Genomic DNA, 25,044 nt, shown 5'->3' with positions numbered 1-25,044 from the left:
AAACTCAAAACCTTATCCTTTAGTTTTCTTTTTCTTTGGTTGCTCCACAATAGTTATTGCAGCAATTAAATCTTTAACATCCATGTCTTTAAGATCTTCGTCTGCAAAGAATGGAGATAGCTTATCTTTACTGTAATTATAAACTTTCCAACGTTTAAACTGGTATTCTAAAGCAGTAAAGTTTTCAACCCAATCACCTGAGTTTAAATATGTTGTTTTGCCAAATTTATTTTCTTTTATAAGCATTTTTGGTTGATGTATATGACCACAAATCACATAGTCATATCCATTCTCAATTGCAAGATCTGCGGCTACATTTTCAAAATCATTAATGTACTTAACAGCACTTTTTACACTGTTTTTTATTCTTTTAGAAAGCGAATAACGTTCTCTACCCATTTTGTCTAAGCACCAATTTACAAATCGGTTAATTAGAATTAGTAAATCGTAGCCCCAACCACCAAGCTTTGCAAGCCATTTGGCATTTTGTATAGAGATGTCAAAAACGTCTCCATGGAAAAACCAGGCTTTTTTTCCATCTAAATTTAAAACTACTTTGTTAACTATAGAAATGTTGCCGATTTCGGTATCAGCAAACTTTCTTAACATTTCATCATGGTTACCAGTAATGTATATAACCTCAGTGCCATTAGCCGCAAAATCCATTATTTTTTTAATAACACTTAAATGCGACTTAGGAAAATAACGTTTCTTAAATTGCCAAATATCTATAATGTCACCATTAAGAATGAGTTTTTTGGGCTCTATGCTGTTAAGGTAGGTTAATAATTGTTTTGCATGGCAACCGAATGTCCCAAGATGAACATCAGAAATAACTGCTATTTCAACCTTACGTTTTAGTTTCAAAATCAAGTTATTAAGTCGTAACAAATAACTAGAATTAGTGTTAACTTACTGTAACTATAGAATTAATAATTTATAATGAGAATGTTACCATATTGTTATGGTGCATAGTGCTGATGAAACGGGTTAATATTATAGAAGCGCTTACAAAACAAAAAACGCATTTTGGTTTCTGTAATAATAAATTTACATTAGCGTAAAATAAGAATTAATGGCAGGAAATTCCTTCGGAAAATTATTTAAACTCACCACTTTTGGTGAATCGCACGGAGAAGCAATAGGCGGAATTATTGATGGTTGTCCTTCTGGATTAAAATTAAATTTTGAAGCTATTCAAAATGAATTAAATAGAAGAAAACCAGGGCAATCAAAAATTGTAACTCAGCGTAAAGAATCAGATGCAGTCGAATTTTTATCTGGTATTTTTGAGGGTACTACAACAGGAACTCCTATAGGATTTGTTATTAAAAACACTAATCAAAAATCAAAAGATTATTCACATATAAAAGATGTTTATAGACCAAGCCATGCCGATTATACTTATGATAAAAAATATGGTGTAAGAGATTATAGAGGAGGAGGACGAAGTTCTGCACGCGAAACGGCTTGTAGAGTAGTAGCAGGAGCTATTGCAAAGCAAATGCTTAGTTCAGTTAAGATTAATGCTTTTACATCTTCAGTTGGTGATATTTTTATAGATAAGCCTTATCAGAAATTAGATTTCAATAAAACTGAGTCAAATGCAATTCGATGTCCAGATGAAGCTTCAGCGGAAAAAATGATAGCTAAAGTTAAAGAAGTAAAAAGACAAGGTGACACTATAGGTGGAACAATTACATGTGTTTTACAAAATGTACCTATAGGACTTGGAGAGCCTGTTTTTGATAAGTTGCATGCAGAATTAGGCAAAGCTATGTTATCTATAAATGCAGTAAAAGGGTTTGAATATGGTAGTGGGTTTTGTGGTGCCAAAATGATGGGTAGCGAACACAATGATGCCTTTAATGAAGACGGAAGCACAAAAACCAACCTTTCTGGTGGTATTCAAGGTGGTATTAGCAATGGTATGGATATATACTTTAGAGTTGCTTTTAAGCCAGTAGCCACTACATTACAAAGGCAAGAAACAATAAATAATAAAGGAGAAACTGTAGAAATGCAAGGTAAAGGCAGACACGATCCTTGTGTAGTACCGAGAGCTGTTCCTATTGTAGAAGCTATGGCTGCATTGGTTTTAGCGGATTACTCACTTCTACGTAGACAGGAGTCTAAAGATTGGTAAACGCTATTCCTGTGGAAGCAGGAATTTATAACACTTGAATTAAAATTAAAAGATTAACGCATTCGCGGCAAATATTATGAAAAAACTCGCACTACATTGGAAGATTATTATAGGTATGGTACTCGGTATCGTATTTGGATTTGTTATGAACTCCGTTAATGGACAACAGTTTGTAACAGATTGGATTGCGCCTTTTGGTACAATATTTATTAATCTTCTAAAATTAATTGCAGTTCCATTAATTTTGGCTTCACTTATTAAAGGTATATCAGACCTAAAAGATATCTCAAAGATTAGAGATATGGGTTTAAGAACCATTTCTATTTATATAGGAACAACACTTGTGGCTATAGTAATAGGTTTATCTATTGTTAATGTAGTAAAACCAGGTACTGGTATGCCAGAAGAGACTATTGCTAAAATAAAAATGAAATACGCCAACGATGCTGGTGTAACCGATAAATTGGCTAAAGCAAGTGCACAACAAGATGCTGGTCCTTTGCAAGCATTAGTAGATATTTTTCCGAGTAATATTTTTCAAGCTATGGGTGAAGCTAAAATGCTTCAGGTTATATTCTTTGCACTTTTTGTTGGTATTTGTTTGCTTTTAATTGGAGAAAAGAAGGCCAAACCTATGATAGATATTTTTGATTCACTCAATGAAGTCGTCATGAAAATGGTGGATCTAATTATGCTTTTTGCACCTTATGCCGTTTTTGCACTTATGGCAAATGTTATTATAGCTTTTGATGATACTGAAATACTACTCAAACTATTACAATATGCATTTTGTGTTGTTGGAGGCCTAATATTAATGATTTGCTTTTATTTAATTCTTGTAAAGGTCTTTACCAAAAAGTCTCCAATGTGGTTTTTAAACAAAATTAGTCCAGCACAATTATTAGCATTTTCTACTAGTAGTAGTGCTGCTACTTTACCTGTAACCATGGAGCGTGTAGAGGAACATCTTGGTGTAGACAAAGAAGTATCTGGTTTTGTATTACCTGTTGGTGCAACCGTAAATATGGATGGTACGAGCCTCTATCAAGGTATTGCAGCAGTATTTATTATGCAGGTAATTTGGCCAGATGGATTAACGTTTACAAACCAATTAGTTATTGTTTTAACAGCACTTTTAGCTTCTATTGGTAGTGCAGCTGTGCCAAGTGCAGGTATGGTAATGCTTGTTATTGTTTTAGAATCTATTGGATTTCCTGCGGAATTATTACCAATAGGATTGGCTTTAATATTTGCAGTAGATCGTCCTCTAGATATGTGCAGAACCGTTGTAAATGTTACTGGAGATGCTACAGTATCTATGATAGTAGCAAAATCTATAGGAAAGCTTCATGATAATCCAAAACCCAAAGAATGGGACGATAATTATGACGAAGTAAAATAAATTTATAAAAATCGATTTATTTTTTAATTTTAAACAAATTCATAGAACTAACCAAAAATTACCGAAATGAATGTTTGTTTTATAATGTATCCTTGGGAATCAATAGACCCAGAAAATGATACCAGTTTAGCTTTAATAAAAGAATGTGTAAAAAGAGGTCATGGCGTTGCAACATGTATACCTGCTAATCTTACAATAAGAGATAGTGTTACCAATGCGTTTTGTAATGTTATTGGTCGTATGGATAAAGTACCTTCTTCACTAAAATCATTTTATAACAAAGCAAAGCTTAGAGAAGAGATGTTACCCTTAGCAGGTTTTGATGCTATTTTCTTTAGAGCAAACCCACCTTTAGATCCTATAATGCTTAACTTCTTAGATTCTGTTAAGGATGATGTTTTTATTATAAATTCTCTCGAAGGTATGAGAGAGGCTAATAATAAATTATATACAGCTGCTTTTGGTGATGCACACAGTAATATTATTCCTAATACGCATGTGTCAAAAAACAAAAATTATCTCATTAAGCAGATTAAGGAATCTAAAGCAGATAAAATGATTATTAAACCATTGAATGGTTTTGGTGGATCTGGAGTTATCCTTATAGAAAAATCTGCGATGAGTAATATTAATTCACTGCTAGATTTTTATATTAATAGTTCTGATGGGTCTTCCAATTATGTTATTCTACAGGATTATATTGAAGGTGCTGACCAAGGTGATGTAAGAATATTAATGCTTAATGGTGAACCTGTAGGCGCTATGAAACGCGTTCCAGGATCTGATGACCATCGTTCTAACGTTACAGCAGGCGGTAGTGTTCAAAAGCACTCCTTAACAAAAGCAGAAAAAGCACTTTGCAAACAAATAGGACCAAAACTGGTTAAAGATGGGTTGTATTTTGTAGGTATAGATGTTATTGGCGGAAAGTTAGTAGAAGTCAATGTTATGTCGCCAGGTGGTATTACGTATATCAATAAAGTTTATAAATCTAAAACTAGAGTTGAAGAGAAAGTGATTGACTTTTTAGAAAGTAAAGTATTAGACCAGTTACAAGCTTTTGATAGGCGTGCAAGATTACGTAAAACGGTTGAAGAAGCATAATAAATTGAATGTCTTTCAATAAATCATTAGTTTCTGTAGAATGGTTATATGCTAACAAAGAAGCTGAGAATGTAGTTATACTTGATGCTACTATCAATAAGGCTATTGACAGTAATTCAACAAGAATACCTAATGCCAGATTTTTTGATATAAAATATAAGTTTAGCGATACTAGTGCTAGATTTCCAAGCACATTGCCTAGTATTGAACAGTTTGAAAAAGAAGCTAAAATTTTAGGAATAAATAACGACTCTTTTATCGTGGTTTATGATGATAAAGGTATATATTCTAGTGCTAGAGCTTGGTGGGTTTTTAAAACTTTTGGTTTTAATAATGTAGCAGTTTTAGATGGTGGTTTGCCCGAATGGAAACAACATGGTTTTTCAATTGAACCTTATAAAAAAGAACACCTAGCAAAAGGAAACTTTAAGGCAGTTTTTAGGCCAGAATTAATGACCAATTTTATAGGCATTAATCAATTTTCAAAAGATTCTAAGACTTTAATATTAGATGCTAGATCTGAAGCTAGATTTAAATGCTTAATAGATGAACCAAGGCAAGGCTTACGACGAGGAAGCATTCCAAATTCTAAAAATTTACCATATACAGAATTATTTAATGGCAATATTCTAAAATCTAAAGATCAACTTTTAAAAATCTTTGATAAATTAGTAGGTGAAACAACAACGATGGTATTTAGTTGTGGATCTGGTATAACTGCATGTATTTTAGCTTTAGGAGCTACACAATGTGGCTTTAATAATCTTGTTGTTTATGATGGCTCATGGACAGAATATGGAACTCTAATAAATTAATATGAAAACAAAGAATTGGACTAGAGAACAACTTATAGCTTATGTATTATTATTTGCTGCTCATTCAGATTTTAAAGAAGACAACAATGAGCGAAATATCATTATTTCTAAGGTTAATATGAACACCTTTCAAGAAATACATAATGAGTTTGATAAAGACAATGATTATCAAAGTATTCAAAAAATAATGACCAGTTTAAAACAACACAATTACCAAAAAAATGATATTGAGACACTTCTGAAAGACATAAAAACCTTGTTTTTTTCTGATGGCAATTTCAGTATTAATGAAAGAAATATGCTTAAATCTTTAGAACGCTTATTTAAATCTCTATAATGCAACGTCTCTCTATAAAATCTATTATTTCTAAAATTGAAACCGAAGAAACGTTTCATGCTGTTACTGAAGATTATTCTTTTACAATAAAGATTGATAAATATGTGCACTATGCTTGTGGTGCAGTACATGATGGGCATCAGTTTAGAAAATCGCTTTGGGGCAATTGTTTGCATACCGAATATGAGCGTTGGTACGAAGAAGATCCTGAAACCAAAAATATGATAATATCGCATCCTATTGTTATTGCTGGTTGTGACTCTCGTTTTGAATATGATCTAAATCGCGATCCAGAAAATGCAGTTTTTGATACCGCTTGGGGAAAACAATTATGGAGGCAACCTTTACCAGATAAAGAAAAAGAACTAAGTCTTCAAAAACACTTAAATTTTTATAAAGTTGTACATGCTTTAATTTCAAAATTAGAAGAAAAGTTTGGAGTATGTGTAGTTTATGATATGCATAGTTATAATTGGCAACGTTGGGATAGGGAAGTGCCAACTTGGAATTTAGGCACTTCTAATATAGATAATATGCGTTTTGGTAATTCAATTGAATCTTGGAGACAATCGTTAGAAAGTATTGTATTACCTAATAAAATAAAGCAAACAGCTAAAGTTAATGATACATTTCAAGGTAATGGATATTTTTTAAAATACATTACTAAAAACTTTAAGAATACCTTAGTTTTGGCAACCGAAATTGCAAAAGTGTACTGTGATGAATATAAGCAGATTAATTACCCAGAAGTTGTTAGTGCTGTAGAGCAACAATTGCAAACACTTTTACCAAAGCACGCTAACGAATTTTATAAGAGTTTTAAAGCCTAATGTCTCAAATTAAGACCACACAAGAGTTTCAAGATTTATTTGATATTGATGCTAATCTTAATCGATTAGTTAAAAATATTGAATTACTCAATTACATAAACCCTTTAAATATTGCTGCCGAAAAGAAAAAATTCTTTTCTTCAAAATACAATTACGAGCCACAATTTAAATATCCCAAGATGCGATTTAATGGCTATAAATTGCATCGCTTGTTTTTTTCGCAACGTTTAGAACGTATAGATGATGAAGATATAAGACAATTATATGAAGACATTATCTATGAGTATTCTGGTTTAATAGAATGTATAGAAACCATAGGCCAAGGTCGTAAGTTTTACTTTAATAGTCTTAAAAGCTATGGAACACCAACTGAAAAAGATATAGAAAACGCTAAGTTTATTTTACGTTTTGAGGATTCTGAAGAAGATGATATTATGCTTCCGAAGTATAGTGCCTATGAAGCAAAAGATTATTTTGATGAATTCTCTAAGCGTTATGATTTTAAATACAACTTAAAAATATCTAACAACCTTTCTGCTGCTGCAATGGTTTTAAATAACACACAAACTTTGGTGTTAAAAAAGAGCTATAAATACAGTTTAAATCAGCTTAAAGTATTAGCTAATCATGAAATTGGTGTGCATTTGGTAACGACTTTTAATGGCTTAGAACAACCTTTAAAGATTTTCTCTAACGGTTTGCCAAACAATGTAGAAACACAAGAAGGTTTGGCGGTATATTCTGAATTTATGAGCGGATGCTTAACCATAGAACGCTTAAAAGAATTAGCCTTTAGAGTAATAGCGGTAGATAGCTTAAATAAAGGTTATAGTTTTTCGGATACGTTTCACCTATTACACAACCAATATAAGTTAAATAGAGACGAAGCATTTGCAATTACTTTGCGTGTACACAGAGGAGGTGGTTTTACAAAAGACCATTTATATCTTAGAGGCATTAGAAATATCTATAAATATGCAAATGCAGATAAGGATTTAGGTGTTTTATTGACTGGTAAAGTAAGCCAAGAATATATACCAACAATAAATAAGCTCATAGATTTAGGGTTAGCTGTTAAACCTAAGTATTTTACTGATGCTTATATCACTAATGATAATAAAGATTCTAATTTAGATTTTATTTTGAAAAGCTTAAAATAAAACCTCAAAGCTAAATATTAGTCTATCCATTTGTATGAACACCATAAAGAAGTTAGACATGCTTCTATATAGAATTTGACTCATTCCTAACTAACAGAAGTTAGGGTCAAACTAACATCATTTTGCTTTGAGGTTTGTTGTATTATTAAGCTTAAAAACCATTACTTAAAATAAGCTCTTATTCAAAGTTACTTTAAATTAAAAGCCAAAAAAACCAATACTGAGTGTATTGGTTTTTAGGGTAAGTGAAAGTAATATTTCAATGAGTTAAAGATTAATACGTTTGCCTTTAGGGTATTTAACAGAGTAGGAGTGATTCACTTTTTCTGTTGCGCCTGAAGTTAGGTTTATAATCCATTTTAAGAGTCCTTTTTCTTTATCGAAATCTGATGAGCCAGTTTCAATATCATCAAGTTTAATAGATTTATTTTGTGTTATAGGTATTCTGTCTATTAATGTTAATTTTATCTCTGATGGTTTATTATTTCGTATTTCAATTTCAAAACCTTTATAAACAACTTTATTGTTACCAATAAAAGTGGTCTTTTTAAAATCATTTCGTTGTTTTCGTTTTACAATGATATTTGGATCTACACCTAATGAAATTGTTAAACTATCTGTGGTAGCACCAGGATTAATATTGGTTTTACCAGAATAGCTTCCTTCAAAGTAAACATTGGCTTCTGCTGGTAATAAATTGTAGCGCTCCCAGTTTCCAATTTTAGCAGTTAAGAACACATTTTCGTTAAGTATTGGTGCAGCAAAATACTCATATTTAGCAGGTAAGTTAAATTTGTCAATTTCTATTACAGTAACATCACCATCTGAAGGAATGGAATAGGATTTATCAATTTTAAAGCGTGTGTTGGCTATACCTGTTTCAACTATATTTCCTGTAGCTATGTAGTCAATTGGTTCTTCATAAGGTTCTTCATCATCATAAGAATCATTATCAATCATGCCTTGTACTCGATTTGCCATTCCGTTAGATGTTGATTTAACTGAATAACCAACCACAACTACTTCATCTAAAGTATTTCCTTCATTTAAAGCCACATTCATTATACTAGAATGAATAGGTAATTCTTCTGAATCCAAACCAACATAAGAATACACTAGAGTGTTTCCTGAAGTGGTTTTTAGGGAATAACGACCATCAAAATCGGTTTGTGTGCCATTAGTTGTTCCTTTTTCTATTATTGATGCTCCAGGTAACGGCAATCCGTCAGAAGCAGTTGTAATAACACCTGTTACAGTTTTTACTAGGGGATTGTATTTATAATTATAACTTTTTGTGGCACGATGTGATTGGTAATTACTATAGGCACTTATAAAATTTAAGTATTTAGGATTAACAATTGGTTTTTCGTTATTGGTATTTGGGTCGCTGGTAGATAAAACTAATTTTACATCATCCCAATTGCATCCAGAATTTTGAAATACATGTGCTTTATATTCAAGAGTTATAGGACTATTAATTTTATCTGCTTTTAAATCGTATATCGGAAACCATCCAGCATTTTTTATGTTGTATGATATCTTTAAATCTAAATTTTCTGGCTTATCACTATTAAGCTTTAACTTAATTTCACCAGTTTGTACTTTGTCATCAACATTAAATTCTGCTAATTGTTGTTTAATGTCATTTTTGCTTTTTTCAAAATCAATAATTGCTTTATTAGACTTGTGTAGTGCCTTTTTTAATTCAGTAATACGAGTTCTATAATAGGTTGCAAAGGTTTTAAGTTGTTCTAAGCTTACAACTTTGGCTTCGTTTCCTAATTGTTTGTTGTTTTGTATGAGACTTATTTCTTCATTATACCCAGAAATTAGATGGTATTCGGTCTGAATTTTATCATCTAGATTATTCAATACTTCTTTTAAAGCTATTATTGAGTCGTTTTGTTTTTGTTTAGACAAATAATTAATACCATAGTTAATGGATAATACTGATGTGTTTTTTAAACCTGAAATTTGAATACTACTTTCTTCTATATGAGAGGATAATTTATTGAACGTTAATTCTGTAGTTCCTGCATTTAAAGTTACATGTGCTGTTCGGGTTATTTCTGCACCATCAAGATAAACAGTAACATTTTTAATCTTGCTTGCCTCTTGAGCAAAGGCGAATACTGTGCATATAAAGAATAGTAATTGAGATAAGGTTTTCATAATAGTTTTGTGTTTTGTTTACTTTCAAAACTATTTTTAATCATAATGGAAACAAATCACCAATGAGTGTACTATAAAATTTACTTAGTAAAATTTGCTGTTTAATTAGTAAAATATAAAAGCTGTCTGAATGATATTATTTACATTTTTAACTTTTAAAACAATTAATATGGGTTTATATCGAGTTTTTTTACTCTATAAAAAATGATGAGCTATTTTAGAACAAACAAAATTTATATTATTAAACAATTTGTTATTACCCTCACCTAACAAATAAGTTTTGTTTAACTATAAAAATTAGTTTTAAGTAAGTTGTTAATTTAAAAAAGCCTTAATACTTGTATTCAAGGCTTTTTTTATTCTAAGAATTTCGCTTTAAGTTTTGGAGTAGGTATCATACAAGCGTCCTTTTTACCGTACCATTTGTACCTATTCTTTGCAACATAATCGTATACCCAATTTCTAAAAAATGTTGGTACGATAAAAAATAACACCATTAATCTAGTAGGAAATGTTAGTTTTTTAGCGACATGTAATGCTGCGCTAGATTTTTGATAGATTTTATCTTGGCTTGGTTTGTAAAGTAGAATTGAATCTATTTTATTAGTATCTATATTGTACTTCTTAGTTATCAATTTTCCAACTGAACTTTGTAAAGGAGCAAATAAAAAGACATTATTAGTATCTCGCTTTATAACATATAAAACACTGCTGTTACAGAGATTGCAAACACCATCAAAAAGTATTAATTGTTTGTTTTTGGGTATGTTATTTGTCACAGTGCAAAGATATGATATCAAGCTTTTTTGATAAAACTATTAACAAGTTATTAGAAAAGTTTACTTTTTAGCTTCAACCAATTCTAATAAATCAACATTAACATTGGTTGTGAAAATGCCATAGTTTACAGTGGCTTTACCTTTTTCAATAGTATCGATACTTCCTACAGCTCTACCATCGTGCATACGTACACGATCACCCACTTTTAAAACTGGTTTTGGCTTTTCTACAACAACTTCTTTTTGTTTTGCAGCTTTTTTCTTTTTACGAATAACTTCAACTTTCTTTTCTGCTTCTTTTTTAATTTGTGCTTCTTTAGCTTTTTCGGCACGTTTTTGCTTAGTAGAAAGTTTTTTTCGCTTAGAGTTTTCAATTTGTACCAATCTAAATAACTCAGCCATTAACTCTCGCTTTTTCTTATTATTTTGAAATTTTTCAGCTAAGTCATTAACTTTTTGACCGAGATATATTAAGCGTTGGTTGCTATCATATAATTCTTGAAAGTTTTCTAATTTCTTTTGAATCTTAGCATTAGTTTCTTCGAGTTTTTCTGCTTCAGATTGTTTTTTCTTTTCGTTTTCTTTAAGTGATAATTGCGTTTTTTCTAATCGACTTCTTTGTTTTTGAAGCTTTGCTATAGTAGCATCAAACCGAACTTTTCCGCGTTCAATTTTCTTTTTAGACTTATTGATTAAACTATACGGAATTCCATTTTTTTGAGCTACTTCAAACGTAAAAGAACTACCAGCTTGTCCTGTTACGAGCTTGTACATAGGCTCTAAACTACGTTCATTAAATAGCATATTTGCATTTTGCATATACGGCAATTCGTTTGCTAATAATTTTAAATTAGAATAGTGCGTTGTTATAATACCAAATGCTTTACGGTCATAAAATACCTCTAAGAATGTTTCTGCAAGCGCTCCACCAAGTTCAGGATCGCTACCTGTACCAAATTCATCAATTAGAAAAAGTGTTTTGTTATTTACTTTCTTTAAAAAGTAATTCATTTGCTTTAATCGATAACTGTATGTGCTTAAATGATTTTCTATAGATTGATTATCACCAATATCACTTACCACACGATCAAATAAACAAACTGTACTTCGCTCATGCACAGGAATTAAAATACCACTTTGCAGCATTACTTGTAATAAACCTACTGTTTTAAGTGTTATACTTTTTCCACCAGCATTGGGTCCAGAAATTACAATTATTCTGTTGTCGCTACTTAATTCTATGGTTTGCGGAAAGGTGGTTTCACCTTTTTCTTTATTGGTTAAATAGAGTAATGGATGATAGGCATCTTTAAGATATAAGTTACGTTCGTTGGTTAGTTTAGGCAAAATAGCATTCATGCTTTTTGCATATTTTGCTTTCGCAGAAATAACATCTATTTTAGTTAAAAATGCTTGGTAATCATTTAAAAGCGGAAGAAATAATCGAATATAATCGGTTAGTTCTTTTAGGATTTTAATAACCTCTTCTTTTTCTTCGTATTCTAAATTATTAAGTTCTCTGGTGTGCTGAAGCGTTGTTTCTGGCTCAATATAAACTATGCTACCTGTTTTGCTTCCTCCCATTATTGCGCCTCTAACTTTTCTCCTATACATTGCTTTTACTGCCAAAACACGTCTATTGTCTACAACAGATTCTCTAATGTCGTCTAAGTAATCTAGACCATGATATCTGTTTAAAGCCGAAGAAAAACTACTATTTATTTTTCCTTTTAGCTTATTAATTTCTTGGCGTAATTCGGAGAGTTGCGGCGAGGCATCATCTTTTATATCACCAAAGCGATCAATAACAGTATCAACCTGTTCTATGATGGCTGTAGTAATTTCTATATGCTCACTATATTGTTGAAGTTTTGGGTAGTATTCCTTAAATTTTTCTAAGAATTTAACAATGCTATTGCTAGTTAAAGAAATACTAACGAGCTTTTGCAAACTCTTAACTTCTAAATATGTATTTTCAATATTGAGAAGCTTTATTTCTTTAGAAATGGGTTCAAAACCATGATTAGGAATACGATTGTCATTATCAAAAGAAGATAAATACTCATTAACATAATCTAATTCTCGAATAAGCTGAGTTTCAACTTCAATAGGAAGCACAGCCAAGACAGCTTCTTTTCCTAGAGCTGTTATAGTATGTTCTGCTATTTGTTCTAAAACCGAAAAATACTCGAGGTCTTTTAAGGTTTTTTCATGAATACGTATCACGTGTTGTTTTGATTTTTGAGATGCAAAAGTATATGAAATTTTTCACATGAAATTTTGTTGAAAATAGAAACTATTTAGGTTAATATCAATTGATGAAAATAAGATGCTAATTATTACTTTTGATGAAAATTATGAACTTATGAATGTTAATATTCATCCTAGTTGGAAACCTCATTTACAAACAGAATTTGAAAAACCATATTTTAAAAATTTAACTGATTTTGTAAAGTCTGAATATAAAAATCATAAATGTTTCCCTATGGGTTCTGAGATTTTCAATGCTTTTAATTATTGTTCATTTGATGCTATTAAAGTGGTTATTATTGGTCAAGATCCTTATCATGGTATTGGTCAAGCAAATGGTTTATGCTTTTCTGTTAATGATGGTATTACTCATCCACCTTCATTAATTAACATCTTTAAAGAAATTGAGCAAGATTTAGGTATTCCATATCCTAAAAGTGGTAATCTTATGCCTTGGGCAGATCAAGGAGTGTTGCTTTTAAATGCTACATTAACAGTAAGAGCTCATCAAGCTGGTAGTCACCAAAACAAAGGTTGGGAGCAGTTTACAAACGTAGTGATTCAACTTATTAGCGAAAAAAAACAAAATATTGTTTTTTTACTTTGGGGAGGATTTGCTAAAAAGAAAAAGAAACTCATTAATACAGATTTGCATACAGTATTAGAAACAGGTCATCCTTCGCCTTTAAGTGCCAATAGAGGGTATTGGTTTGGTAATAAGCATTTTAGTACAACTAACTGCCAGTTGCAGCAAGAGGGCTTGAAGGCAATTGATTGGAAACTAGAGTAGGAGTAGGCTTTTTAACCCGTATTCTATGTGGTTTTTGATCTACAAGTTCAACTTTTTTAGAAGTTTTGTTGCAACTAAATTTTAATAATAAAAAGTTAATAGCAACTAAAAAAGATAGAATCAGAGTAATTGTTAAAATCATATTAATCTTTTTCTAGTGTTAATAGCATTGATGTGGTTAAAACAAATGTAACTAAAATTTTGAAATACTGAAAGTTATCAACAGAAAGAGTAGGAATAACTTTTATGCTGTAAAAAAGAACCTAATGCCTTTTGTCTATGTTTATTGATGTTTGGGTGGTTTGTTTATTATTTAAAGCATCTACTTTTTTGTTGATAATGGACGTCATTTTAGGCTTAAACCTTATAGATTAACTCTGAGTATGCTACCTTTTTTGGTATAATATCAAGTTTTAAAAGTTCTTCTTGTACGTTAGTAACGGTTTTTTCATCTATGAGTTCTTGAGACCATTCCGTTAGTGATAACCATTCTTGTACATCTTCGAGTTCTTGATCGTATCGGTTAGAGATTGTTTTATCAATACTTGGTATAGATTTAAATTCAGAAGTGGTTAAATTTATAGTCTCTAGAATGGTTTTAAGATCTTCTTCATTGTTTTCTATAAACTCATTCCTTACAGCAATTACAAAACACGGCCAAGGTGATGGGCATTCTCCTATGCGTCTAAAAACACCATCATCTACTAAAGGTTTTGTGGTAAACTTTTCCCATAAAAAATAATCGGCAGCACCATAAGTTAATCCTTCAACTGCGCCATTAAGGTTTTTAATGACTTCAAAATTTAAGTCTTTCTCTAGATTCCATGCATTATTCTTAGCATTGATATAAGCCATTAAATGCGAACCAGAACCGTAACGGCTTATTGCTGCTCTAGTCCCTTTTATATCTTCAATCGTTTTAAAACTAGATTTATCAGCAACATGAATTCCCCAAATTAGAGGTGTCTCAACAAAAGTTTGCACAATACTAGAAGGATTTCCTGCTATAATGTCTTTTATAATGCCTTCTGTAAGTATTACAGCAATATCAATATCTCCTGTGCGCAAACCTTGGCACATAGCACCAGTGCCACCATGATAATCGTGCCATCTTAAATTAATACCTTCAGCTTTGTATTCTCCATTTTTTAGGGTTAAATACCAGGCTAAATTAAAATGCTCTGGAACACCTCCTATATTTACTTTTTTCATAACATTTACCACTAAAGCAGCAATCTCATTTTTTATATGATAAAGCACTTAATCTTTTTTTTTAAATTAAGTGCTTTATCATGTTTTTATTTAAATATTCACAATACGCTCTAACGCATATATGATTAATTTTTCTACTGTTTTTTTTGGGTTTTCACTGAAATCTCCTGTTGCTCTATTGGCTATAATTGCATTTAATGATAAAGCTTCATGACCTAATAATTTTGATAAACCATATATAACAGAAGTTTCCATTTCAAAATTTGCAATACGAAAATCTTTATGGCTAAAATTATCTAATTTAGAATTTAAGTTGGCATCATGTAATGGCAAACGCAATACTCTACCTTGTGGACCATAAAATCCGCCAGCTGTACCTGTCATACCTTTAAAAACCTCACTGCCATCAAAATACTTTTCTAAGTATTTGCTATTATTAATTATTATTGGTCTTGCTTTGTTTTTATCCCAATTTGTGTGTTCTATAAATGCATCTTCTATTTCTGGATTACTAATTCCGTCTATTTGATAAAAATGTAGCATACCATTAATATCAAGACCATGAGTACTCATAACAAAAGCATCTACAGGTATATCTGCTTGTAAGGAACCAGATGTGCCAATTCTAATAATATTTAAGCTAGTAAGGTCTGTTTTTGGCTTACGAGTTTTTAAATCTATATTCACTAAGGCATCTAACTCATTTAGAACAATATCTATATTGTCTGGTCCAATACCAGTAGAAAGTACTGTAATTCTTCGGTCTTTGTAATAACCTGTTTGCGTTTTAAACTCTCGTTTTTGAGTACTAAACTCAATACTATCAAAGTGTTTAGTTATTTTTTCAACACGATCTTGATCACCAACAAAGATGATAGTATCTGCTATATCCTCTGGTTTTAGATTTAAATGATAAACACTACCATCTGGATTTAATATTAATTCTGAATTTTTAATTGACATGCAATATTGTCTTTATAAGTTTATTTTTATCTATACTGAATTGAAAACCTAAACGAGCAACACCTCCATAGGCTAAGTTGTTATTTATTTCTGAAGCAAAATTATGTTGCCTTAATAGAGCTTCATGTCCTTTTCTATTGAGTTTAAGGCCTTTTTCGTCTTCGTTAAAAAATAGGCTTAGTTTTTCAATCAATCTTATGTGTTGGGTGTCGCCAAAGCCATAATAGCCTTGGTAATTAAGGCTATAACCTAAAAGATGATGCCTAGATTTTATTTCATTATCTCTCACAATCCTAAGGATATTATCTTCTAAAACACTTAGGCCGCTTTTTTGGTGTGGAAAACGTTTAAGATGAGCTTTTAAACAATTGCTCATATATTTAAAATTAGATTCTGTAACTATATAGGGTTTAAGTATATTATGATCTTTACCACAATAGGTTCTCCATAGAGTAATCGACAATTCCTTATCTTTATTGGTAAGTCTAATTCTTTTATTATAATGATCTAGTAATTGTTCTGGTGTTAATTCACCAAGGCCTTTAAGGTTTTTTTCGCCTTCAACTCTGCCACTACATATAAGATAAAGCGGTTTTTTATTTTCTTTTTGATGTAATAAGTTTAAGACACCTAATAAGTTAATATGACAAAATAAGTCATATTCAAACCAAAGGTGAATTTCGTCATATTTATCAATATTATCTAGCTTAGATAATTCTTTCTGAAGCTCATAATTATCAACTTCAATATCATAATACTCTTTTAAGAAATTGCTTCTAATTTCAAAAAACTTATCGGAAGCTATTGCAGGTATCGTTGGGCCTTCACACAACATTTCCTGCCATGTTAAGATGTCGTCTTTAAAATCTAATTCTCTTAAATACTCCGTAAGGGCATTACCATTGGTGATATGAAGGACTTGTTTAGCCATAAATTAACCACCTACACGTTTTACGTTGAAGCCTTTTTCTTTTAGTATCTCCATGATCTTATTACGATAATCTCCTTGAATGATAATTTTATCATCTTTAAAACTGCCACCAACACTAAGTTTGGTTTTTAATTCTTTGGCTAATTTTTTGAAGTCTTCGGTTGCACCTGTATAACCTTCTAAAATGGTTATTGGTTTACCTTTTCGTTTTTCGTATTTACAAATAATAGGATCATCTTGAAGCCAAATGCTGCTTTTTTCAACGTTTTCATCTTCTGAAGGTTGAGAAACATGATCTGGAAATAAATGTTTTAACTGGTCTTGTAAATCCATGTGTTTATTAGAATGAATGCAAAGTAATCTGTCAATGTATTGAATCTAAATTAAAAACTTTATACTTTGCTCTTAATTACTTTTTTATAAGTCCAAGCTCTACTAAACGTTCATTTAAAAACTCACCAGCTGTAATATCTTCAAATTGTTTAGGGTTGTCAGCATCTACACAACTGTCTAATACATCTAATTTCATTTCACTGATAGGATGCATAAAAAATGGAATAGAATAGCGAGATGTTCCCCAAAGTTCTCTTGGCGGATTAACAACACGATGTATTGTAGACTTCAACTTGTTGTTTGTATGTCTAGAAAGCATATCACCAACATTTATCATAAGTTCGTCTGGTTCTGCAATGGCATCTAACCATTCACCATCATGACGTTGCACTTGTAAACCTCTACCTTGCGCACCCATTAATAATGTAATGAGATTAATATCGCCATGCGCAGCAGCTCTTACAGCTTCTTTTGGTTCTTCAATAATTGGTGGGTAATGTATTGGTCTTAAAATAGAATTTCCGTTGTGTATAAAATTATCAAAGTATGTTTCTTCTAAGCCCAAATGCAAAGCCAAAGCACGTAAAACATACTTTGCAGTTTTTTCTAACATTTGATAGGTTTCTTTACCTACCTTATTAAAATTAGGAAGTTCTTTTACTTCAACATTTTCAGGATATTCTTTTTTGCGTTCTTCGTCATCTTCAACATACTGTCCAAAATGCCAAAATTCTTTTAAATCGCCTTCTTTTTTTCCTTTAGCACTTTCTTTACCAAACGAAACATAGCCGCGTTGCCCTCCAATGCCTGGAATTTCATAACCTTCTTTTACATCTAGTGGTAAATTAAAAAAGTTTTTAACCTCACCATATAGTCTATCTACTAATTCATCATCTAAAAAATGCCCTTTTAAAGCTACAAAACCAATATCTTGATATGCTTTACCGATTTCATCAATAAACTTTTGTTTTCTATTTGGGTCTTCAGAAAGGAAATCCTTTAAATCTACGCTAGGTATTCTATCCATTTTGAAATTTTATTTAAAATTTAAGTCAATATACAAAAGTAACGAAAATAGCGCTAAATTATTGAATAACTATTTATGATAATACAAGCAGAAATTTTACAATATTGTTGCACTTTATTTGGCTTTTGGGAACTTTCAAATAAAAAAAATCATGTACTTTTGAACCTTATAATATTAAGACAATATGCCAACGATAACTAAGAGCAATATAAGCTACGATAAGCGCAATTTAAGCGATAAAATATTACTTAAACTTTACTATAACATGTTACGCCCTCGATTAATTGAGGAAAAAATGCTGATATTATTGCGTCAAGGAAAAATCTCAAAATGGTTCTCTGGTATTGGCCAAGAAGCCATTTCTGTTGGTGTTACTATGGCATTAAAACCTAACGAGTACATTTTACCAATGCACAGAAATTTAGGTGTGTTTACAACCCGAGAAATTCCATTGCACCGTTTATTCTGCCAATGGCAAGGAAAAGCAAGTGGATTTACAAAAGGTAGAGATCGTTCGTTTCACTTCGGAACACAAGAATATAATATTGTAGGAATGATTTCGCATTTAGGACCACAACTTGGTGTTGCAGATGGTATTGCTTTAGCAAATCTTTTAAAAAATAATGGACAGGTTACTGCTGTTTTTACAGGCGAAGGTGGTACAAGTGAAGGGGATTTTCACGAAGCTTTAAATGTGGCTTCTGTTTGGCAATTACCTGTAATTTTCTGTATAGAAAATAATGGTTATGGTCTTTCTACACCAACAAGCGAGCAGTATCGTTGTAAGCATCTTGCCGATAGAGGCAAAGGTTATGGCATAGAGTCTTTTATTTTAGATGGAAACAATATTATAGAAACCTATTCTAAAGTAAAAAAACTAGCAGAAAGCATAAGAAAACGACCAAGACCAATTTTAATTGAGTTTAAAACATTTAGACGTCGTGGACACGAAGAAGCTAGTGGTACTAAGTATGTCCCTAAAAATTTAATGGAGGCGTGGAAAACTAAAGATCCTATAGATAACTTTAGAAGTTATTTATTTAGTAAACAAATCTTATCTGCAGAAATTGATGAAAAATATGTTACTGAAATTAAAGCAGAAATTGATGCTTCGTTAAAATCTGCTTATGCAGAAGAGGATATTATTCCAAATGAAACTAATGAGTTAAATGATGTTTATAAACATTTTGAATATAAAGAAGTTACGCCAAGCAAGAATTCAAAAGAATTAAGATTGGTAGATGCTATTTCTGAAGGTTTAAAACAATCTATGGAAAGGCATAAAGATTTAGTAATAATGGGACAAGACATTGCTGAATATGGTGGTGTTTTTAAAATTACTGAAGGCTTTTTAGATCAATTTGGTAAAGAGAGGATAAGAAACACACCTATTTGTGAGTCTGCTATTGTTGAAGCTGGTATGGGACTGTCTATAGCAGGTATGAAAGCAGTTGTAGAGATGCAGTTTTCAGATTTTGTAACTTCTGGTTTTAATCCTGTGGTAAATTATTTAGCAAAATCACATTATCGTTGGTCACAACATGCAGATGTTGTTGTAAGAATGCCATGTGGTGCAGGTGTAGCGGCTGGTCCTTTTCACTCACAGACTAATGAAGCATGGTTTACAAAAACGCCAGGCTTAAAAGTAGTTTACCCAGCTTTTCCTTCAGACGCAAAAGGCTTGTTAGCAACTGCTGTTAACGATCCAAACCCTGTATTATTCTTTGAGCATAAAGCTTTATATAGAAGTATTCGTCAAGAAGTACCTTCAGATTATTACACTTTGCCATTTGGTAAAGCGTCTCTTATAAAAGAAGGTGAGGAAGTTACCATAATTACTTATGGTGCTGGTGTACATTGGGCTTTAGATACGCTTGAATATAATTCTGATATATCTGCAGATTTAATTGATTTAAGAACACTACAACCTTTAGATAAAGAAAGCATTATAAACTCTGTAAAAAAGACAGGTAAAGCTATTATACTTCAAGAAGATTCAATATTTGGAGGTGTAGCTAGTGATATTTCTGCTATTCTTATGGAAGAATGCTTTGAGTATTTAGACGCACCTGTTAAGCGTGTGGCAAGTATGCAAACGCCAATACCTTTTGCACCTCAATTAGAAACCCAATATCTAGCAAAAGGTAAGTTTGAAGAAGCTCTTAAAGCTCTGATAAATTATTAACAAATAAAAAAACCAACACTTTATAGTGTTGGTTTTTTATTTTAACGCTATTGGGTGATTATTCCAATTCATAATTTAATGTTTTCTAAGTCATCATCTAAACTGTGAGATGTATTGACGATTTTTGATAAGACTTTCATAATTGATAAGATTTAATGATTGATGAATGATACGCTATTATCTATAACGTCTTTTGCTGTTCCAAGTGTAACTTCTTGTTTCTGTCGTTGTACTTGTTAATTGATTGCTGTTTAAAGTTCTCATGATATTTGTTTTTTAATTGATTACACTAAATAGACGATCATAAAAACAAAATGTTACACACTTAGTTTTTAAAGTGTTACAGTTTAACAGTTTTTAACTATTTCAAGTAAAAAGCAAAAACAAGTATAGAATAGAGAAATTACGAATTAGAAGAAGCTACAGCTAGCTCATAAATTTCCAAATCAAAATATTTTACAGAAGCTAAAACGTGGTCAAAGATGTCACCTATTATGTATTCGTAGTTTTGCCAACGTATATCGCTACTAAAAGCATATATCTCCATAGGAATACCTTGTGGAGTAGGCTCTAATTGCCTAACCATTAATGTCATATCTTTATTTATGGCAGAATGATTATCCATATATGTTTGAAGATACTTTCTGAAAACACCAAAGTTAGTTAGATTACGACCATTTATTAAAACAGATTTATCTGCGCCATGCTCTGAATTATAGCTTTTAATTAGTTCTGAACTTGTGGTAATATAATCATATACTAATTGAATCTTTTTAAAACGCTCTATATCGTCATTAGTCAAAAACTTAATAGTGGAGGTTTTAATTATTACAGATCGCTTTATACGTCTTCCGCCAGAATTAATCATACCTCTCCAGTTTTTAAACGAATCAGATATAAGCGCATAAGTTGGTATGGTTGTTATGGTTTTATCCCAATTCTGAACTTTCACAGTTGCTAAATTAATTTCCGTAACATCACCATCAGCACCATATTTTTCAAAAGTAATCCAATCTCCAATTCTCACCATATCGTTTATAGAGACTTGAATACTGGCGACAAAACCTAAAATAGTATCTTTAAAGATTAAAAGGATAACAGCAGAGGCAGCGCCAAGTGTTGTCATAAACTTTAAAAAGGAAATACCTGTGATAATCGCAAAAATTGAAAAGATACCAAGTAGCCACGCAAAAATCATAAAGACTTGGATATAACTATCAATAGGTTTGTCCTTATAGCGAGCCAATGTTTTTAAATAATCTTTAATAGCATCTAAAAAACTTTTTATAATTCTAAGCGTTAGAATTATGGCAATAATTTTTAGTGTTTTTTCTATTATATCTTCAATATAAGTGAAGTCTGAAAAAACATCTGGCACAAATTCTATTAGAATTATAAGCGGAATAATATGAGCAATGTTTCTTGGTAATTTATTAGTAATTAATATGTCATCAAAGTTAGTTTTGGTGCGTTTAGCAATACTTGCTGAAACCTTTCTGAGCAAACGTTTGGTGATAAAATCAACTAAAAATGCAATTAATAGAAGTCCAAATAAAAGAATGAGCATGTTAAGGTATTTTGCTGTATTTGCTGAAATCCCTTGCTCAAGAAGTAAATCGTATATATAGTGCCTAATACTAAGCATTTGCTACTTTTAAGTATTTTTTATCGATATAAAAAGTTCCAAAAGGAAGTATAGATGCTATAAGAACAATCCATAGTGTTTTGTTAGACCATTTCATATCACTACTAATTAAAATAGCCATTATCACATAGGCTATAAATAAAAGACCATGAGGCATACCGAGCCATCTTACATACTGAGGGTCGTCGGCAATATATTTAATAGGTGTAGCAATAAATAGTAACAAAATATATGAAACACCTTCTAATAATGCTACAATTCTAAATGTTGGTAATAATTTTGACATACAAAATATCTTTTCGCAAAAATAACCTAGAAATGAAGAAAAACCATAGTTTTTTAACAGCTTTTAAGAAATAATTACACACTAAATTTCTATTAGTTATCTTTAGGCTTTCAATCAAAAACATAAATTTCTTTATGAAAAAAATTCTTTTACTTTCACTTTGCGCAAGTTTAGTGTGGTCTTGTGCTACTGCTAATAAAATTTCAAAATCAAAAAGTCCTCAAACAACACAAGCACCCAAGCCACAAACACCAAAAAAGAAGAAAGGAAAGATAAAACCCTACGATAAGGTAATCACTAAAGATGCCAAAACAGATAAAGGTTTGTTTGATGTACACGTTGTAGGTGATAAGTATTATTTTGAAATTCCTAAATCTTATCTTAATACAGATATGCTTTTGGTAAGTAGACTGTCTAAATTACCTGCCAATTTAGGTGGTGGTTATGTTAATGCTGGCTCAAAAATTAATACCAGGATGATTAATTGGGAGCGTTTTAAAAATAAGATTTTAATCAAAGAAAAGTCTTCAAGTGCTATTGCTGCAGATAGTTTGCCAATTCATGTATCAGTTAGAGCTAATAATTACGAACCAACATTATACGCTTTTGATATAGTAGCATTCTCAAAAGATTCTTCTGCAATAGTGGTTGATGTTACTAAGTTTTATAATTCTGACGTAAAGTCTATAAGTGGTTTACCATCTTATTTTAGAAAGCAATACAAAGTAAGAAGTCTTGATAAATCTAGAAGTTTTATTAATTCTGTAAAGAGTTACCCGAAGAATATAGAAGTAGTTCAGGACTTTACTTATAATGCTGCTGAACCGCCAAGTAATTACAGTGCACAAACTATTAGTGTCCAAATAAATCAGTCTATGATTTTATTGCCTGAAGAACCTATGCAACCACGTTATTTTGATGAAAGAGTGGGTTGGTTTACTTTAAGTCAATATGACTATGGAAGTGATAAACTTAAAGCAGATGAAAAAACCTATATTAGGCGATGGAAGTTAATTCCAAAAGACATAGAAGCTTATAAACGTGGTGAATTAGTTGAACCTATTAAACCAATAGTTTATTACTTAGATCCTGCAACTCCAATGAAATTTAGATCCTATATGAAGGAAGGTATTGAGCTTTGGCAAAAGGCTTTTGAAGCTGCAGGATTTAAAAATGCTATTATCGCTAAAAATCCTCCAACCAAAGAAGAAGATCCAGAATTTAGCCCAGAAGATATTAGATATTCTGTAGTGCGTTATGTGGCAAGTACCACGCGTAATGCTATGGGACCAAGTGTGTCTGACCCTAGAAGTGGAGAAATTATAGAGAGTGATATAATTTGGTACCATAATCATCTACGCTCTTACAGAAATCGTTATTTATTAGAAACTGGTGCAGCAAACCCTTCTGCGAGAACTTTAAATACACCAGATGAAGAGATTGGCGAAATGATGAAAATGGTAATAGCACACGAGGTAGGCCACACCTTAGGCTTACCACACAATATGAGTGCTAGCTATGCTTATGATGTAGAAAGTTATAGAGATGGAGCATTTACTCAAAAGAATGGTATTGCTACAACCATAATGGATTATGCACGTTATAATTATATAGCTCAGCCTGGTGATACCAATATTCGTTTTGTAAGACAGTTAGGACCTTATGACGATTATGCTATTAACTATGGTTACCGTTTTATACCTGAAGCCAACTCAGCTGATGATGAAAAAGAAACGCTAAATAATTGGATTATGGCTAAAGCTGGAAATCCAATGTATAAATTTGGTAAGCAAAGTAGCCGATTCGATCCAACTGCACAAACCGAAGATATTGGTAACAATAGCATATTGGCAAGTACTTATGGACTCAAAAACTTAAAAATTGTTGCTAAAAATTTACCGAGCTGGACAAGTGATGAAACCAATAACTATGATGATTTAGCTGAGTTATATGGTGAAATGTTAGGTGTATGGAGTCGTTATGTTGGTCATGTAGTAACACATGTTGGTGGAGTAGTAGAAGGTACAAAAAATCCATCGCAAGATGGTGTTGTTTACAATCCTGTAGATAAAGCTTATCAGAAATCTGCTATGCAATGGTTGCATAAAAATGCTTTTGCAACTCCAACTTGGTTAGTAGATAAAGATATTCTAAAAAATATAAATCATGCAGGTTATACAGATAGAATTAGAAGGTTACAAAGCCGCCATTTAAATAACCTATTGAACTTTGAACGCATAGGAAGACTTATTGATCATAAAATGATAGATGCAAAAAACTATTCAGCTTTAGATATGTTGAATGATATTCGTTTAGGGTTGTGGTCAGAAGCTAAAAACTTATCTAATGTGTCTGTTTTTAGACGTAATTTGCAACGTGTATATTTAGATAGAATGGCATATCTTATGACCGAAGAATTAGATCCAAGACGCTCAAGACAATACTTTAATGTTAATCAATCTGATGTTAGAGCCATTGTTAGAGGTGAATTAAATCAACTAAAACGTGTTTTAAATACTGCAAAAAGAGCAAGTATAAACACAGATACAAAATATCACTACAACGATTGTATTGAAAGAATTAACACTATCTTAGACCCAAAATAAATTTTACTCATGAAAAAACTACTCTCACTAACCGTATTTTTTTGTTTAGCATTACCAACACTTAGTTTTTC

Annotated in this window: 21 protein-coding genes; 10 read left to right on the top strand and 11 right to left on the bottom strand. The window is 31.4% G+C overall.

What is annotated here, in order from left to right:
* Positions 1–12 precede the first annotated feature (12 nt).
* Positions 13–867: a UDP-2,3-diacylglucosamine diphosphatase gene (locus N4A42_RS07245; RefSeq protein WP_294071995.1), complete on the bottom strand. Its 855-nt coding sequence runs from the start codon at positions 865–867 to the stop codon at positions 13–15.
* Between the two features lie 208 nt (positions 868–1,075).
* Here N4A42_RS07245 and aroC point away from each other — a divergent pair, with 208 nt between their 5' ends.
* The 7 genes from aroC (at position 1,076) to N4A42_RS07210 (ending at position 7,794) form a co-directional block, all read left to right on the top strand.
* A complete protein-coding gene (gene aroC, locus N4A42_RS07240) occupies positions 1,076–2,146 on the top strand; it encodes a chorismate synthase (RefSeq protein WP_294071992.1) in 1,071 nt (356 codons plus the stop codon).
* 76 nt (positions 2,147–2,222) lie between these two features.
* Positions 2,223–3,548, top strand: coding sequence for a dicarboxylate/amino acid:cation symporter (locus tag N4A42_RS07235; RefSeq protein WP_294071989.1), 1,326 nt, complete (start codon positions 2,223–2,225; stop codon positions 3,546–3,548).
* A 66-nt stretch (positions 3,549–3,614) separates the two neighbouring features.
* A complete protein-coding gene (gene gshB / locus N4A42_RS07230; RefSeq protein ID WP_294071984.1) occupies positions 3,615–4,652 on the top strand; it encodes a glutathione synthase in 1,038 nt (345 codons plus the stop codon).
* An 8-nt stretch (positions 4,653–4,660) separates the two neighbouring features.
* The gene (locus N4A42_RS07225) at positions 4,661–5,467 is read left to right on the top strand and encodes a sulfurtransferase (protein ID WP_294071982.1); all 807 of its coding nucleotides are present in this window, start codon (positions 4,661–4,663) and stop codon (positions 5,465–5,467) included.
* Between the two features lies 1 nt (position 5,468).
* Positions 5,469–5,804, top strand: a complete 336-nt coding sequence (locus N4A42_RS07220) for a hypothetical protein (RefSeq protein ID WP_294071979.1) — start codon at positions 5,469–5,471, stop codon at positions 5,802–5,804.
* The gene (locus N4A42_RS07215) at positions 5,804–6,634 is read left to right on the top strand and encodes an N-formylglutamate amidohydrolase (protein WP_294071977.1); all 831 of its coding nucleotides are present in this window, start codon (positions 5,804–5,806) and stop codon (positions 6,632–6,634) included. Before N4A42_RS07220 ends, N4A42_RS07215 begins: the two co-directional genes overlap by 1 nt.
* Entirely contained in the window at positions 6,634–7,794 is a 1,161-nt protein-coding gene (locus N4A42_RS07210; RefSeq protein ID WP_294071974.1) for a flavohemoglobin expression-modulating QEGLA motif protein, read from the top strand. The genes N4A42_RS07215 and N4A42_RS07210 overlap by 1 nt, the downstream gene beginning before the upstream one ends.
* 267 nt (positions 7,795–8,061) lie before the next feature.
* Here the strand turns inward: N4A42_RS07210 and N4A42_RS07205 are convergent, their stop codons facing one another.
* From N4A42_RS07205 to N4A42_RS07195, 3 genes are all read right to left on the bottom strand, one after another.
* Complete coding sequence (locus N4A42_RS07205) at positions 8,062–9,966, bottom strand: DUF4139 domain-containing protein (RefSeq protein ID WP_294071971.1); 1,905 nt, start codon at positions 9,964–9,966, stop codon at positions 8,062–8,064.
* Between the two features lie 356 nt (positions 9,967–10,322).
* The gene (locus N4A42_RS07200; RefSeq protein ID WP_294071967.1) at positions 10,323–10,745 is read right to left on the bottom strand and encodes a thiol-disulfide oxidoreductase DCC family protein; all 423 of its coding nucleotides are present in this window, start codon (positions 10,743–10,745) and stop codon (positions 10,323–10,325) included.
* Positions 10,746–10,805: 60 nt separating this feature from the next.
* Positions 10,806–12,971, bottom strand: a complete 2,166-nt coding sequence (locus tag N4A42_RS07195; protein WP_294071964.1) for a DNA mismatch repair protein MutS — start codon at positions 12,969–12,971, stop codon at positions 10,806–10,808.
* A gap of 139 nt (positions 12,972–13,110) precedes the next feature.
* Between N4A42_RS07195 and N4A42_RS07190 the strand changes: the two genes are divergently transcribed.
* Positions 13,111–13,785 (top strand): uracil-DNA glycosylase, encoded by a 675-nt coding sequence (locus N4A42_RS07190; protein WP_294072138.1) that lies wholly within the window; start codon positions 13,111–13,113, stop codon positions 13,783–13,785.
* A 357-nt stretch (positions 13,786–14,142) separates the two neighbouring features.
* On the opposite strand, the gene N4A42_RS07185 is transcribed toward N4A42_RS07190, so the two are convergent.
* The 5 genes from N4A42_RS07185 to N4A42_RS07165 all read right to left on the bottom strand — a co-directional run bounded on the left by N4A42_RS07185 (position 14,143) and on the right by N4A42_RS07165 (position 18,251).
* Positions 14,143–14,997 (bottom strand): substrate-binding domain-containing protein, encoded by an 855-nt coding sequence (locus N4A42_RS07185; RefSeq protein WP_294072137.1) that lies wholly within the window; start codon positions 14,995–14,997, stop codon positions 14,143–14,145.
* Between the two features lie 90 nt (positions 14,998–15,087).
* Complete coding sequence (locus N4A42_RS07180) at positions 15,088–15,960, bottom strand: nucleoside phosphorylase (protein WP_294071961.1); 873 nt, start codon at positions 15,958–15,960, stop codon at positions 15,088–15,090.
* Positions 15,950–16,891: a DUF1835 domain-containing protein gene (locus N4A42_RS07175; protein WP_294071958.1), complete on the bottom strand. Its 942-nt coding sequence runs from the start codon at positions 16,889–16,891 to the stop codon at positions 15,950–15,952. The genes N4A42_RS07180 and N4A42_RS07175 overlap by 11 nt, the downstream gene beginning before the upstream one ends.
* Positions 16,892–16,894: 3 nt before the next feature.
* Positions 16,895–17,224 carry a translation initiation factor gene (locus N4A42_RS07170; RefSeq protein ID WP_294071955.1) on the bottom strand — a complete coding sequence of 110 codons (330 nt, stop codon included), beginning with the start codon at positions 17,222–17,224 and terminating at the stop codon, positions 16,895–16,897.
* A gap of 76 nt (positions 17,225–17,300) precedes the next feature.
* Positions 17,301–18,251, bottom strand: a complete 951-nt coding sequence (locus tag N4A42_RS07165) for a 2-oxoglutarate and iron-dependent oxygenase domain-containing protein (RefSeq protein ID WP_294071952.1) — start codon at positions 18,249–18,251, stop codon at positions 17,301–17,303.
* Between the two features lie 184 nt (positions 18,252–18,435).
* On the opposite strand from N4A42_RS07165, the gene N4A42_RS07160 reads away from it, so the two are divergent.
* Positions 18,436–20,436, top strand: a complete 2,001-nt coding sequence (locus tag N4A42_RS07160; RefSeq protein WP_294071949.1) for a dehydrogenase E1 component subunit alpha/beta — start codon at positions 18,436–18,438, stop codon at positions 20,434–20,436.
* Positions 20,437–20,839: 403 nt separating this feature from the next.
* Here the strand turns inward: N4A42_RS07160 and N4A42_RS07155 are convergent, their stop codons facing one another.
* Together N4A42_RS07155 and N4A42_RS07150 are read right to left on the bottom strand one after the other, a co-directional pair.
* On the bottom strand, positions 20,840–22,081 hold the full coding sequence (locus tag N4A42_RS07155; protein WP_294071946.1) for a mechanosensitive ion channel domain-containing protein: 1,242 nt from the start codon (positions 22,079–22,081) through the stop codon (positions 20,840–20,842).
* Entirely contained in the window at positions 22,074–22,367 is a 294-nt protein-coding gene (locus tag N4A42_RS07150; protein ID WP_294071943.1) for a DUF3817 domain-containing protein, read from the bottom strand. Before N4A42_RS07150 ends, N4A42_RS07155 begins: the two co-directional genes overlap by 8 nt.
* Before the next feature lie 134 nt (positions 22,368–22,501).
* On the opposite strand from N4A42_RS07150, the gene N4A42_RS07145 reads away from it, so the two are divergent.
* Positions 22,502–24,973 (top strand): zinc-dependent metalloprotease, encoded by a 2,472-nt coding sequence (locus tag N4A42_RS07145; RefSeq protein WP_294071940.1) that lies wholly within the window; start codon positions 22,502–22,504, stop codon positions 24,971–24,973.
* The last annotated feature ends 71 nt before the right edge of the window (positions 24,974–25,044 follow it).

The organism is Winogradskyella sp., assembly GCF_025210595.1.
GTDB lineage: Bacteria > Bacteroidota > Bacteroidia > Flavobacteriales > Flavobacteriaceae > Winogradskyella.
Note: the sequence above shows the minus strand (reverse complement) of the source record. Positions and strands in the feature narration are given on the sequence as shown.